This is a genomic window from Allobosea sp. P4_E12 (assembly GCF_056401655.1).
Genome location: NZ_JBFUIY010000002.1, coordinates 311,035 through 324,067, shown reverse-complemented (window position 1 = coordinate 324,067; position 13,033 = coordinate 311,035). Strand labels below are relative to the sequence as shown.

Genomic DNA, 13,033 nt, shown 5'->3' with positions numbered 1-13,033 from the left:
TAAAATGGAGAAGGTCGTCATGGCCGCCGCTTGCGGCGACCATCCACGTCTTCGCGCGGGTCAGGCCCGCGTCTGGGCAAAAGGACTGGCCCGACCTGCTGTCATCGTCCGGCCCGTCATCGGCGTCGCAAGCGGCGATGGTCGGGACAAGCCCGACCATGACGTGCAGCTCGGCGCGACAGCGTTACGCCGCCTTCTTCAACCCGGCCTTGGCCTCGTTGAAGGCATAGGTGATCCAGGGCAGCAGCGCCTTCAGATCGCGGCTCTGCACGGTTGCGCCGCACCAGATCCGCAGGCCGGGAGGGGCGTCGCGATAATGCCCGAGATCGAAGCCAGCGCCGGCCTTCTCGATGATCGACACCACCTGCTTGGCAAAGGCCGCCTGCGCGTCGGCCGGCAGTGCCGTCACCGCCGGGTCGGTGAACTTCAGGCAGACCGAGGTGTTCGAGCGCGTCTTCGGCTTCACCGCGAGGAAATCGATCCAGTCATTCTCGCGCACGAACTTGGCGAGCACGCGGGCATTGCCGTCGGCGCGCTTCACCAGTCCGTCCAGCCCGCCGACCTTCTTCGCCCAGTGCAGCGCATCGAGATAGTCCTCGACCGCGAGCATCGAGGGCGTGTTGATCGTCTCGCCGACAAAAATGCCCTCGGAGAGCTTGCCGCCGGAGGTCATGCGGAAAACCTTCGGCAGCGGCCAGGCCGGCTTGTAGGTCAGGAGGCGTTCGACGGCGCGTGGTGAGAGCACGATCATGCCATGGGCCGCTTCGCCGCCCAGAACCTTCTGCCAGGAGAAGGTCGTGACATCGAGCTTCTCCCAGTCGAGGCGCTGGGCAAAGGCGGCCGAGGTTGCGTCGCAGATCGTCAGGCCCTCGCGGTCATCGGCGATCCAGCTCGCGTCGATGACGCGGACGCCGGACGTCGTGCCGTTCCAGGTGAAGACGACGTCGCGGTCCTTCGTGTCGACCTTTTTCAGGTTCGGCAGCTCGCCATAGGGCGCATTGAAGATGCGGACATCGCTGAGCTTGAGCTGCTTGGCGACATCGGTCACCCATCCCTCGCCAAAGCTCTCCCAGGCGAGCATGTCGACGCCGCGGGCTCCGAGCAGCGACCACATCGCCATCTCGACCGCGCCGGTATCGGAGGCGGGCACGATGCCGATGCGGTAATCCGCCGGCACCTGCAGGATCTCACGGGTCAGGTCGATCGCAAGCTTGAGCTTGTCCTTGCCGATCTTGGCACGGTGCGAGCGGCCGAGCGCCGCATCTGACAGGGCTTTAAGGGACCAGCCGGGGCGCTTGGCGCAGGGGCCGGACGAGAAATGCGGCACGCGCGGACGCGTGGCCGGAACAGTATTCGCCATCGATGTCTCCATCCTTACAGATGGGCGCGCCGCGTTGGGGCGGCGTGTCCCGTCGATGGGGGTAGGGGATCAGGGCGGGGGGAGTCAAGCGGCGGGCTTATTGTAGCGCGAACAATCAAATGGCAATGAACGAAGGATCAAATGGTGACAGATTGGATTTCAGAATAGCGGTTGCCGCGCCACGGCCAGGAAGTCACTAGCGGTGGGATTGCCGGGAGCAGGAAGCCCGCCCCGAATGGCACCCTCGAAATGTCACGTCACGTATTTGATAGCCACTGTGCGGCATCAACCAGCTGACTCATCGTTATGGTGCTGGCGTGGTTCATCCCTTGGGTTGAGCAATGCGCCGAAAGCCGGTGTTGAATCTCTTGAACGTCGGCGCTCTGATGGGACCAGCCGAGGTGAGCTTGGTTTCGTCCGCCCCCCGGTCAGAGCCGGGCTGGCAGGCGACTGCCGGGCCGGCTCGCCCAGCCGCGATGACAGAGTAAAGCCTGCTGGACGTGTAGCCACGATCGAGCCTCGCCCGGCTCAATCCCCCGTCATCGTCATCTCTGCATCCATCGCCTTCATCTTCGGATTGGCGGCACAAAACGCCCTGATCCTGGCTGCGACATCGGCCGGTGTCCTGTCCCTGGCGGCATGGCCAGCCGGCTTGTGGCCGCCATTCCTGAGATAGGCGGCGCAGGTCATCTCCGGGTCGGTGATCGCGGCTGACGCCGGGGAGGAGAGGAGGAGGCAGGCGAAAGCCGCGGCAAGCGCGCGGGAGGCGAGAGGCATGATGGTTGTCCTGAACGGCCGGGCCATGCGGCCCTTTTGCGCCGCTCCTGCACCGCCCGGCCGTGCGGCGCAACGACGCTGACCGACGCCCTGGTCTGCAGGCAGGGCATTGCAGAAGAGCCGGGGTTTCGCGTGAGCCGGCTAACCCAACGGCGTGATCGTCCCGGGATCGTCATCGCCGACGCCGCTCTTGTTGACGCGGCGGTCGACGATCCAGTCGCGCAGCGCCGGCGGCGGATCGGTCAGCAGCTTTTCGCCGGCGGAGCCATCGAGCCAGACGTCGAAATCCCTGGGGTGGAGCATGCAGGGCATGCGGTCATGCAGTGTCGCGATGCCGGCGACGGGATCGCGCACGATGATCGTGCAGCTGATGATTTCCTGCCCGGTCTCCGGGTCCTTCCAGCGTTCCCAGAGCCCGGCAAAGGCGAGCAGGGCGCCGTCGGCGGCGCTGATGAAATGCGGGGTCTTGTCGCCCTTCGGGCCGGTCCATTCGAAGAAGCCGCTGGCTGGGATGATGCAGCGCCGGCTCCTGAAGGCCGAGCGGAAGGTCGGCTTCGTCGCGACCGATTCGACGCGAGCATTGAAAGTGGCGCCGACCTCGTTCGGCCTGCCCTTGTGCCAGGGCGGAATCAGCCCCCAGCGCGCCGGGATGAGTTCGCGGCCGAGCGGCGTCCTGACGATGATCCGCACCGTGTCGGTCGGCGCGAGATTGTAATGCGGCTGGAGATTGGCCCGCTCGGTCGGCACCGTCAGCGGCTGGCTGAAGGCGACGATCTCCTCCCAGGTAAAGGCCTGGCTGAAGCGTCCACACATGGCGTCATCCTCCCGACCGGGGAGGGGCAGGATGATGCCGTGGCGGTGGCGCTGTAAAGCGCGACGCGCTCGCACCCGTTCAGATCTTCTTGTCGGTGATCACGCCGGTCCGCATGGTGCCGCTTGCTTCCAGCTGCTTCTTGATCTCGTCGCGGATCTTGTCGGCGATCTCGCCCTTGGCCTTGGGATCGAGCTGGTCGAACTGTTCCTTGGTCAGACCGAACTTGGCGAGCATGGCGGTGTGCATGCGCTCGGCCGGCGTCATCTGGGCGTGCTTGAGGAAATCCGTTTCCGCCGTCTTCTGCGCGGCGGACTTGTCGGCGACCTTGGCAACGGTCTTGAAGGCATCGGCAAGCGACGTGGCCGGCTGGGACGACGAGATTGAAATCGACATGGCAACCTCCGGGCTGGTTGCACGCGTCACGCAAGGGGCGGGCCAGAGACGCTTCCGGAGAAGTCTTTGTTTCTCAATGCTATATTGATTGTCTTCGGTGCTGCTGCACGCGCAATCCCGGCAGGCGGGAAGAAACTGCCGGGCAATTCCTTCCCGGGACGGTGCGAGGACACCTCTCCAGTATCGAAGTCGGATGTTCCCGATTTCGATACTTCCGAGAGCTGATCTCGGGCAGGCCCGAGATCAGGGAGAGGGGAAGCGGGGCGCCTTGCGCCTGTCTCAGACGCCCTTCAGCTTGGTGTTGCACTTGCTGTAATAGCCGCCGCCCTTCTGGATCCATTTCAGGTCGCCATTGCCGCCATTGGCCTTGTTGATGTTGTACTGGTCGTTGCAGGTCTTGAAACGCTGCTTGCCGGCGGTCTCGGAAGCGTATTTCGGGTCGATTTTGGCCGGAAAGACAGCATTGCCCATGGCGGCTGGCATGGCGGCTGGCATGGCGGCGTGCGGCTTCGCCTGAGCCGGCGCGGCGGCGGGCGCTGCCATCTGCGGCTTCGGCTGGGCGGCGGCTGGTGCGGCGGTCGGGGCAGCAGCCGGCGTTGCGGCGGCCGGCGTGGCGGCATCGCTGCACTGGCTCTTGCGGAAGTCGTTCCAGGATTGGCCACCCAGCGTATTGCCGGTCTTGGCGGCGTTATATTTCGTGCTGCATTCCTTCATGGTCAGGGCCTGGGCCGGTGTCGCGGCCGGCAGGACGAAGCCGCCCGCGAGCGCAAACAGGCCGAGGGCAAGCGCAGTGCTGGTCTTGGTCATGGTCATCGCCTCCTGACGGGGCATGCCCGTCGGCGGAACCTGGGCCGGGCGAGCGCATCCCATCCCGGTCAGATCTCCGGAAAAGAGGATATTCCTCGTAAAATGAACGGTCCATGAGGGATTTTGGCCCTGACGATCACGGTTTTGAGGTTGGCGGCCCATGCGTCGGATGCGGCTGCGCCCGAGACGAGGTCAAGCATGGTGGGAAGGGGCCGGCGCTTCGCATCTTCTCCGGCCAGAAGAGAGGCGCCGGGGTCCATCGTTGTGCCACCGGGCTTGACCGCGCCGCTTCCGTCTCGTCCATGGGGCCAAACCAGCAGAGGAACCGGAGACGGACATGGCCAGGAAGACGCCGGAGCAACTCACCAAGGAGTTCGAGGGCCGCAAGGCGAAGGGGCTGGCCAAGGGCGGTGCCGCCTATTGGCCGAATGTTCTCGCGAACGCGGTGCTGAAGCTCGCAGCGAGCGGCAACGAGGTCAGCCTCGCGGCGCTGAGCGAGCAGCTCTCCAGGGATGCCGAGGCGCAGGACGTCACGCTGAAGGCGGGCGCGGCCGAGGCGATCGCGCGGCTGGGCCAGGCGGTGGCGCGGGCAGCGGAGGGCTAAGCGGCCTCAGCGGTTCCCGCCCGCGAGCCTGCTTGCCTCGGGAAGCCGGCGTAGCCGCCACATGGCCCAGCAGCCGGCGGCGGGGCCGAGCGCCAGCACCGAGAAGGCCGCCGTCCACCCGAAGGCCGAGACGAAATGCGGCACGAGGTGAATCGAGACAAGCGTCACCAGGAAGCCGGCGCAGGTCTGCGCCGTGATCATGGTCCCGACCAGCGAGGGCTCAGCGAGCTCGGCGACGCTGGCCGAGAACTGGGCGGAGTCGGCCACGGCCGAGATGCCCCAGAGGATCGCGACGACAGCCAGCATGACAGGGGCTGCGGCGAGCCAGCCGATCGCAAGCGCGCAGGCGCCGCTCAGCGCCATGGCGCCGATGGTGACAGCGGTGCGGCCGAGCCTGTCGGCCAGCCAGCCGCCGAGCCAGGCGCCGAGCGCGCCGGAGGCGACGGCGAAGAAGGTCAGCACTGCGGCTGCGCCGTGCCCGGCCTGCGGACCGCGGCCGGCGATGGTCTGCTGCAGGAACACGCCGAGCCAGGCCCACATGGCGTAGAGCTCCCACATGTGGCCGCAATAGCCGGCATTGGCGAGACGCAGCGCAGGGTTGCGCCAGGCCTGGGCGAACTGGCCGAGAGCGAGACCGGCGCGTCGGACGAGATGGGGCCCGAGCCCGGCAAACAGGATGAGGACGGCGCCGCATAGCGTCGAGGCGGCGGCGCCGAGATAGATGCCGCGCCAGCCTATGCCCTCGAAGGCACCGAGCAGATGCGGGCTCGCCGAGCCGATGACGAGGGCGCCGACCAGGAGGCCGATCAGCAGGCCGAGGTCCCTGTTCGCCCAGGTCGCGGCGATGCGCATGCCGACCGGATAGATGCCTGCCATGCACAGGCCGGTCAGGACCCGCAGGGCGATCGTCACCGGCCCGGCCGGCGGCAGCAACGCGAGCGCAGCGGTCAGCGCAGCCGCTGCCGCGCCGGAGAGAGCAAAGAGGCGGCGCGGATCGAAGCGGTCGGCCAGGCCGAGCAGGCTGCTCGCGAGCGTGCCGAGGACGAAGCCGGCCTGGACGGAACTGGTGAGCAGCACTTCGCTCAGCGGGTCGAGCGGCTGCTCCCACCGGATCGCCACGATCGCCGCGGCCGAGGCGAACCAGGCCGCCATTGCCAGGGTTTCGGCGAGGAGGAGGAGCGCAAGCGAGCTCGCCTTCGCGGCATAGGGGGTGGTGGTCCCGCCGGGCGTTCGGAGTCCAGGATGCATCGCTCACCGGCCTTCTGCGCCCGTGCGGAACCGTCCGAAGGCGCTCTGTCGTCTCCTATAGTATACCTATGGCTTCTATAGAAGACGATTCAGGCATGAGGCATCATTTTTCGGGTCGAGCCTCTTGAGCGGACGGGCGAGACGCGGAAGAGCTTAGGATCCGCCTCAGAAGCTGACCATCGAGAGTCCATGCGTTCCCAGAGCCCAGACGACCCCAATCAGGCCATCGCCGCCCGCATCCGGATCGAACGGGACACGCGCGGCTGGTCGCTGGCCGATCTCGCCGAGCGTTCAGGCGTCTCGAAGGCGATGATCAGCAAGATCGAGCGCGGCGATGCGAGCCCGACGGCAACCGTGCTCGGGCGGCTGTCGGGAGCTTTTGGCCTGTCGCTCTCGGTGCTGTTGGCCCTGGCCGAGCGCTCGGAAGACCGCATCAGCCGCCATGGCCATCAGCCGGTCTGGCAGGACCCGGAAACCGGCTACGTTCGCCGGACGATCTCGCCGCCCTCCGGAGATATTCTCGAGCTGCTGCAGATCACGCTGCCGCCCGGTGTGCGGGTGCCGTATCCGGCCGCCGCCTTCCTGTTCCAGCGCCAGCAGATCTGGGTTCTGCAGGGCGAGCTCGAATTCCGCGAAGGCGGCGTCACCCACACCCTGCAGCAGGGTGACTGCCTGCAACTCGGGCCGCCGGCGGATTCGTCCTTCTTCAACCCGGGCGCGGGCGAGAGCGTCTATCTCGTCGCCCTCGTCCGGAGATAGGGCAGGGTTCCTAGGCTGCCCGGTGCCGTGCCGCCGCGCGCTGCTCCTGCGTGCGGAAAGCTGCGACGAGCTGGTTCAGCCGCTCGATCTGGCTGAGCAGGGTCCGGGCCGAGGCTGCGCTCTGTTCGGCGAGAGCCGCGTTGCTCTGGGTGATCTCGTCCATATGGCTGACGGTCTGGCTCATCTCGTCGATGCCATTGGCCTGTTCGCCGGACGCCACCGCGATCTCGTTGACGGTGCGGGAGACGCGCATCGAGGCATCGACGATCTTCTCCAGCGTGCCGCCGGCGAGGCGGACGAGCCGGACGCCTTCGGCGACCTCGGCATCGGAAGACCCGATCAGCCCGGTGATGTCCTTGGCGGCCTCAGCCGAGCGCTGGGCTAGCGCCCGGACCTCGGCTGCCACGACGGCAAAGCCGCGCCCGGCATCACCAGCGCGCGCCGCTTCGACCGCGGCGTTGAGCGCGAGAAGATTGGTCTGGAAGGCGATGCCGTCGATCACCGTGGTGATCTCCGAGATCTTCTTCGAGGCCTGCTCGATACGGGTCATGGCATCGATCGCGTCGCTGACGATGGTGCCGCCGGTGCGGGCGACGGCGGCGGCGTCATCGGCCAGCGCAACCGACTCGCGCGAAGATTGGGCCGAGGTCTTGACGGACGCGGCGAGTTCTTCGGTCGTCGCTGCCGTCTGCTCGAGCGCCGCGGCCTGTTCCTCGGTGCGTCGCGACAGGTCGTCTGCGCCGGATGCGATCTCCTGCGAGGAGGTGGCGATCGAGCCCGACGTCGCCTGGATGGTCGTGACCATCTCGCCGAGCTGTTCCATGGCGTGATTGAAATGGCTGCGCAGCAGTGCGTATTCGGGCGGCATCTCCGCATCCATGCGGAAGGTCAGGTCGCCCTTGGCGAGCGCGGCCATGCCTTCGCTGACCAGGCTGACGACCCTGTCGCGCTCGTCCGCCTTGGCCTGTTCGACGGCGCGGGCCTCTGCCTCGACCTTGAGACGGGCCGCCTCGGAAGCCTCGAGATAGACCGAGATGGCATAGTCCATGTCGAGCAGAGTCGCCTTGACGATGGCGGTGATCTCGGCGGCACGGTCCTCGGCGCCTTCGATCTTGCCGCCGAAGCGGCCCTTCGGCCAACGCGCCTCGAGCACCTTGCCGATCAGCTGCTCCAGCAGCAGGGCATAGCCGCCGATATACCAGCGCGGCTCCAGCCCGATCCTGGCGTGGACCTTGCCAACCGTGGTGACGGCGGCGACATAATCCTCGTCGAGCTGGCCCCGGGCGATACGATCCCAGTAGCCGAGCTGCTTGCTCTTCGCGTGCTCGATATGGGCGTCGCTGCCGAAGAAAACGCGGGTTTCGGGGAAGGCGCGGACCTGTGCATAGAAGGCGCCGAGCGCATCCGGCAGGGCCTCCAGCAGCGTGTCCTCGACATCGTGGATGCGCCGCAACGCGTCCGGACCGAGCTTCATGAAGTCGCGCCGCCGGGCGAGATCGTCGGATGGTGCCATAGCCGTTTACTCAAGCCTGATGCGCCGAGCCCCCTCGGCACGCCGGCCGAAACTCGGCGATGGCTGGTTAATATCCGAAGAAGATTGCGGCTCTTGCCTGCAGGACGGAGCGTCTGTGGTCCTATGCCGCAGGATTGTCAGTCGCCAGCGGTTCACCGCAGGCCTTCATAGCGCTCGAGAAAGGCTTCGACGGGCAGCGTCCGGAAATCGTCGAGTGCGGTCCGCAAGGCGGCATGATCCCAGTCCCACCAGGATAGCGCGATCAGCCTCTCGGCGATGTCTTCGGGAAAGCGCCTGCGGATCGGCCTGGCCGGGTTGCCGGCGACGATGGTGTAGGCTGGCACGTCCTTGGTGACGACGGCGCCGCCGGCGACGACTGCGCCCGTGCCGATCGAGCGGCCGGCCAGCACGATCGCGCCATGGCCGATCCAGACATCGTGGCCGATCGTCACCGGCGTCGAGCGGCGCCAGGCGAAGAAGGGCGCGTCGTCCTCGGCATCGTCAAAATAAGCGCTGGCGCGGTAGCTGAAATGCGACTGGCTCGCCCGCTGCATCGGGTGGTTGCCGGGGTTGATGCGGGTCATGGCCGCAATCGAACAGAATTTGCCGATTGTCGTGTAAATGACATTCGAGTCGTTCACGACATAGGAGTAGTCCCCCATCGTCGACTCGACGAAGGAGGTGCGCGCGCCGATTTCGGTGTAGCGCCCGAGCGTCGCCTGCCGCACATGAGCGGTCGGGTCGATCACAGGTTCAAGTCCGAGTTTCTTGCCCGCCATGTCATCATCCTCTCAAGATCTGCTGGAACCCTCTGCAGCCATGACGGCCGCAGGATCGGGAGTCCTGGTGCTGGTGGTTGGCCCGTCCGGAGCGGGCAAGGACACGTTGATGGAGGCCGCCCGTGCCGCGCTGGCAGGTGATGGCCGCTTCGCCTTCGTCCGCCGTCTGATCACCCGCCAGGCCATGGCCGGCGCGGAGGACCATGACAGCTGCAGCGAGGCTGAATTCGACGCGACGGAGGCGCGCGGCGCACTCGCGCTCAGCTGGCGCGCCCATGGCCTTTGCTACGGCATTCCGGCCGCGGCGCTGGCTGGCATCGCGAGCGGGCAGGTGGTCATCGCCAATGGCTCGCGCCGGGCCGTTCCCGCGGCCGAGCGTCTTGCCGGCCAGGTGACGGTGGTCAACATCACCGCCCCGAACGAGGTTCTTGCCAGGCGGCTGGCAGCGCGTGGACGCGAAAGCGAGGCCGATATCCGTGCCCGGCTTGCCCGTGAGGTGCCGCTGACGACCGAGCGCGCGCAACTGGTTTCGATCCAGAACGACCGGACCGTGGCCGAGGCGGCTGGCGAGTTCGTCGCCGTGTTGACCGCGCTCAGCCCGCATCGCTGATCAGGCCAGCGGGAAACTGTCGAGCAGGCGGAAGCGGCCTGCCCGCGTGTCCTGCTTGAACAGCGCGATGCGGTCGATCACGGCGGGCTTCGGCGGAACGGCCCGTGCATAGGCGTCGCTGAGGGCGAGTTGCACCGCAGCCCCCTGATCCATCGGCAGCGAGCCGGTCAGCGTCATGTGGAAACGGAAGGCGTCGCCGACATAGGGATAGCCATAGGCTTCGAGATAGGCGCGCTGGGCCGGGGTCAGCGGGTGCTTCAGCCGCCGCGCCATGTCGGCCTCGGCCAGCGGAGCGCGGAACGGCTCGAAGGCCTGGACGAGGGCGAAGGCGAAGTGCTGCAGCGCCGGGCTTTCGGCCGAAGGAGTCAGCGCGATGAAGGAACCGAGCGCAGTGAGACACAGGCCGTCGAGACGGACGCTCTCGAGGCCTGCCGCATAATTATGGGCGAAGGCGCGCAACTGGCCTTCGCTGCGACCGGCAGCCAGTTCGAAGGGCGCCTTCAGCGTGGCGTGGAAACCGTAGCGGCGCGGCTCCTCAGTCAGCGTCGGCCACTGGCTGTGATCGCAGCCGGGCGGCACGAGGGCGGGGACATCCGCGCCGGTGACGGCGTCATAGCCCAGCACGGCGCTGCCGAAGCGCCAGAGGGCGCTGTCGGCGGCGGGGGCGTAATAGAGAGCGTAGCGCGGCGTGCTCAAAATGCGCGCTCGCCCTTCGACCAGACGGCGGCGATCACCGGCGTCGCACCGAGTGCCTTGAAGCGCACCAGGTCGGCGCGCAGGCCGGTCTTGAGATGGCCGCGATCCTTCAGGCCGAGGATGTCGGCGACCTTCCAGGTCACCATGCCCATGGCGTCGGGCAGCGCGATGCCATGGCTGGCATGCAGCTTCAGCACCGCCTGCAGCAGGCTTGCCGGCACATAATCCGAGGAGAGGCCGTCGAGCAGGCCCTTCTCGGCCAGTTCGGAGACCGAGACGCCGCCGGAATGCGAGCCGCCGCGCACGACGTTCGGTGCGCCGGCGATGGTGGCAAGTCCACGCTGTTTCGCGGCAGCCGCCGCCTCGATCGTGGTCGGGAATTCCGAGATCACGGCGCCCGATGCGACACCGGCCTCGACATGGTCGACCGTGGTGTCGTCATGGGTTGCGATCGGGATGCCGCGCGTCCGGAACATCTCGACCACGGCGCTCCAGTTGCTCGGCACATTGGCCGTGCCTTCGGACTGGCGGACGGCGACGTCCTCCTCGAACTCGGCCTCGGTCTTGCCGTTGCCGAGCGCATAGGTGCGCAGGTGCTGAATGTCGCGCCACTGGCGCTGGCCGGGCGTGTGGTCCATCAGCGAGACGAGCTGGACGAGATCGTCCTCGCGATAGGGCTCGATGTCGCGCATCAGGTCCGGGCTGGTCAGTTCGCAGCGCATGTGGATGCGGTGGTCGATGCGGAAGACGCCTTCGGCCTTGCCTTCGCGCAGCGCCTTCATCACGTCGGCGAAGATGTCCTTGCGGTAATCCTTGGCCGAGAAGGGCGTGCCGGCGCAGACCGCGTCATAGACGGTGGTGACCCCGGAGGCCGCCATCTGGGCGTCATGGACCAGCGCGGCTGCAAGCCCGTTCGGCCAGAACACCTTGGGCCGGGGCATGAAGTGCTTTTCCATGTTGTCGGTATGCATCTCGACGAGGCCGGGCGCGACATAGTCGCCGCCGATGTCGATCGCGCCCGGCAATTGTGAGCGGCCCTGGTCGACAGCGGTGATCCCGGTTGCGTCGAAGGCGATCGTGCCGGTGACGACCTCGTTCTCCAGGATCAGCTTGGCATTGGTGAGAACGGTCTGCATCAGGCGGCCTTCCGGAATGCGGTGATGTCGAGATAGCGGGTGGCGACGCGCTCGCGCACCGCCTCGTCATGGAAGATCCCGACGATGGCGGACCCGTTTGCGCGCGCCTCACCGATCAGGTCAACCACGACGTCGCGATTGGCGGCATCGAGCGAGGCGGTCGGTTCGTCGATCAGCAGGATCGGCGCCGGATCGACGAAGGAGCGGGCGATGTTGACGCGCTGCTGCTCGCCGCCGGAGAAGGTGGCGGGCGCGAGGTGCCAGAGGCGTTCCGGCAGGTTCAGCCGAGCGAGAATCGCCTTGGCGCGCGCGCTGGCCTCATCAGGGGAGACGCCGCGTGCCAGCAGCGGATCGCGGACGATGTCGAGCGCCGAAACGCGCGGGATCACGCGCAGGAACTGCGAGACGAAACCGAGCGTGCGGCGGCGGATATCGAGCACGGTACGCGGCACGGCCGCGACGATGTCGATGGCCCGGCCGGCATGGGTGATGTGGATATGGCCGGAGCTCGGCCGGTAGTTGCCGTAGAGAATGCGCAGCAGGCTCGACTTGCCGGCGCCGGAGGCTCCGGCCAGGACGAGCGCCTCGCCGGCGTCGACGCTGAAATTGATATTGTCGAAGACAGGCAGCCGGACCCCGCCCTGATTGTGCAGGGTAAAGGTCTTGGCGACGTTCTCGACGTGAATCATCGTGGTCATGGTCGGGATGCCTTGCGCGGTTCCGGTGACGCGATTGTGACGCTCATACGCTCAGCACCGCCGAGGTGAGCAACTGCGTGTAGGCGTGATGGGGGTCGTCCAGGACCTGATCGGTCAGTCCCTGCTCGACGACGCGGCCGTCCTTCATCACCATCAGCCGGTCGGTGAGCAGGCGCGCGACGGCGAGGTCATGCGTGACGATGATGGCGGCCAGACCGAGATCACGGACCAGCACGCGCAGCAGATCGAGCAGCCGCGCCTGCACGGAGACGTCGAGGCCGCCGGTCGGCTCGTCCATGAAGACGAGTTTCGGCTCCGAGACCAATACGCGGGCGATCTGCAGGCGCTGCTGCATGCCGCCCGAGAACTGGCGCGGACGATCGTCGATGCGGTTCTCGGCGATCTCGACACGGGTGAGCCAGTCGAGCGCGCGCTCGCGGATCTTGCCGTAATGCCGGTCGCCGCGGTCCATCAGGCGCTCGCCGACATTGCCGCCGGCCGAGACGTCCATGCGCAGGCCGTCGCGTGGGTTCTGGTGCACGATGCCCCAGGCCGTGCGCATCAGGCGGCGGCGATCCTGCTCGGCGACCGAATAGATGTCGAGCGGCTCGCCGGAGCCGCGAAAGAGCACTTCGCCCTCGTCCGGTGCGTCGATGCCGGCAAGGCAGCGCAGCAGGGTGGATTTGCCCGAGCCGGATTCGCCGACGATGCCGAGCACCTCGCCCGGCCAGAGATCGAAGGAGACATCGGCGCAGCCGATGCGCTCGCCGTAGAAGCGGCTGACGCCGGAGACCGAGAGCAGCGGATCGGGATCGATGCCGAGATCCTGCGGGGAGACA

At 67.1% G+C, this 13,033-nt stretch carries 15 protein-coding genes; 3 read left to right on the top strand and 12 right to left on the bottom strand.

Translation table 11 applies throughout. From position 1 onward, the window contains the following. Positions 1 to 184: 184 nt before the first annotated feature. The 5 genes from AC1DW9_RS03550 to AC1DW9_RS03530 all read right to left on the bottom strand — a co-directional run bounded on the left by AC1DW9_RS03550 (position 185) and on the right by AC1DW9_RS03530 (position 4,151). On the bottom strand, positions 185 to 1,360 hold the full coding sequence (locus AC1DW9_RS03550; protein ID WP_441504388.1) for a phosphoserine transaminase: 1,176 nt from the start codon (positions 1,358 to 1,360) through the stop codon (positions 185 to 187). Positions 1,361 to 1,888: 528 nt separating this feature from the next. Next, the gene (locus AC1DW9_RS03545) at positions 1,889 to 2,137 is read right to left on the bottom strand and encodes a hypothetical protein (protein WP_441487978.1); all 249 of its coding nucleotides are present in this window, start codon (positions 2,135 to 2,137) and stop codon (positions 1,889 to 1,891) included. A gap of 141 nt (positions 2,138 to 2,278) precedes the next feature. Then, positions 2,279 to 2,950, bottom strand: a complete 672-nt coding sequence (locus tag AC1DW9_RS03540) for an SOS response-associated peptidase (RefSeq protein ID WP_476775569.1) — start codon at positions 2,948 to 2,950, stop codon at positions 2,279 to 2,281. Positions 2,951 to 3,029: 79 nt separating this feature from the next. Further along, the gene (locus AC1DW9_RS03535; protein ID WP_069879203.1) at positions 3,030 to 3,344 is read right to left on the bottom strand and encodes a hypothetical protein; all 315 of its coding nucleotides are present in this window, start codon (positions 3,342 to 3,344) and stop codon (positions 3,030 to 3,032) included. 279 nt (positions 3,345 to 3,623) lie between these two features. Next, a complete protein-coding gene (locus tag AC1DW9_RS03530) occupies positions 3,624 to 4,151 on the bottom strand; it encodes a hypothetical protein (RefSeq protein ID WP_476775570.1) in 528 nt (175 codons plus the stop codon). A gap of 337 nt (positions 4,152 to 4,488) precedes the next feature. Here AC1DW9_RS03530 and AC1DW9_RS03525 point away from each other — a divergent pair, with 337 nt between their 5' ends. Further along, positions 4,489 to 4,755, top strand: coding sequence for a hypothetical protein (locus tag AC1DW9_RS03525; protein ID WP_441638486.1), 267 nt, complete (start codon positions 4,489 to 4,491; stop codon positions 4,753 to 4,755). A 6-nt stretch (positions 4,756 to 4,761) separates the two neighbouring features. On the opposite strand, the gene AC1DW9_RS03520 is transcribed toward AC1DW9_RS03525, so the two are convergent. Continuing rightward, complete coding sequence (locus tag AC1DW9_RS03520) at positions 4,762 to 6,003, bottom strand: MFS transporter (protein WP_476775571.1); 1,242 nt, start codon at positions 6,001 to 6,003, stop codon at positions 4,762 to 4,764. A 189-nt stretch (positions 6,004 to 6,192) separates the two neighbouring features. On the opposite strand from AC1DW9_RS03520, the gene AC1DW9_RS03515 reads away from it, so the two are divergent. Then, the gene (locus AC1DW9_RS03515) at positions 6,193 to 6,762 is read left to right on the top strand and encodes a helix-turn-helix domain-containing protein (protein WP_441487983.1); all 570 of its coding nucleotides are present in this window, start codon (positions 6,193 to 6,195) and stop codon (positions 6,760 to 6,762) included. A 10-nt stretch (positions 6,763 to 6,772) separates the two neighbouring features. On the opposite strand, the gene AC1DW9_RS03510 is transcribed toward AC1DW9_RS03515, so the two are convergent. Together AC1DW9_RS03510 and AC1DW9_RS03505 are read right to left on the bottom strand one after the other, a co-directional pair. Then, the gene (locus AC1DW9_RS03510; RefSeq protein ID WP_476775572.1) at positions 6,773 to 8,275 is read right to left on the bottom strand and encodes a methyl-accepting chemotaxis protein; all 1,503 of its coding nucleotides are present in this window, start codon (positions 8,273 to 8,275) and stop codon (positions 6,773 to 6,775) included. 152 nt (positions 8,276 to 8,427) lie between these two features. Beyond that, entirely contained in the window at positions 8,428 to 9,054 is a 627-nt protein-coding gene (locus tag AC1DW9_RS03505) for an LbetaH domain-containing protein (RefSeq protein ID WP_441487985.1), read from the bottom strand. Between the two features lie 40 nt (positions 9,055 to 9,094). Between AC1DW9_RS03505 and phnN the strand changes: the two genes are divergently transcribed. Further along, positions 9,095 to 9,664 (top strand): phosphonate metabolism protein/1,5-bisphosphokinase (PRPP-forming) PhnN, encoded by a 570-nt coding sequence (phnN, locus tag AC1DW9_RS03500; RefSeq protein WP_441487986.1) that lies wholly within the window; start codon positions 9,095 to 9,097, stop codon positions 9,662 to 9,664. On the opposite strand, the gene AC1DW9_RS03495 is transcribed toward phnN, so the two are convergent. From AC1DW9_RS03495 to phnK, 4 genes are read right to left on the bottom strand one after another with little or no spacing between them, the layout of a single operon-like run. Continuing rightward, positions 9,665 to 10,360 (bottom strand): DUF1045 domain-containing protein, encoded by a 696-nt coding sequence (locus tag AC1DW9_RS03495; protein ID WP_441487987.1) that lies wholly within the window; start codon positions 10,358 to 10,360, stop codon positions 9,665 to 9,667. After that, positions 10,357 to 11,496, bottom strand: coding sequence for an alpha-D-ribose 1-methylphosphonate 5-triphosphate diphosphatase (locus AC1DW9_RS03490; RefSeq protein ID WP_476767695.1), 1,140 nt, complete (start codon positions 11,494 to 11,496; stop codon positions 10,357 to 10,359). Before AC1DW9_RS03490 ends, AC1DW9_RS03495 begins: the two co-directional genes overlap by 4 nt. Next, positions 11,496 to 12,194 carry a phosphonate C-P lyase system protein PhnL gene (gene phnL / locus AC1DW9_RS03485; protein ID WP_441504397.1) on the bottom strand — a complete coding sequence of 233 codons (699 nt, stop codon included), beginning with the start codon at positions 12,192 to 12,194 and terminating at the stop codon, positions 11,496 to 11,498. The genes AC1DW9_RS03490 and phnL overlap by 1 nt, the downstream gene beginning before the upstream one ends. Positions 12,195 to 12,237: 43 nt before the next feature. Beyond that, on the bottom strand, positions 12,238 to 13,011 hold the full coding sequence (gene phnK, locus AC1DW9_RS03480) for a phosphonate C-P lyase system protein PhnK (RefSeq protein WP_441488338.1): 774 nt from the start codon (positions 13,009 to 13,011) through the stop codon (positions 12,238 to 12,240). Positions 13,012 to 13,033: the final 22 nt, after the last annotated feature.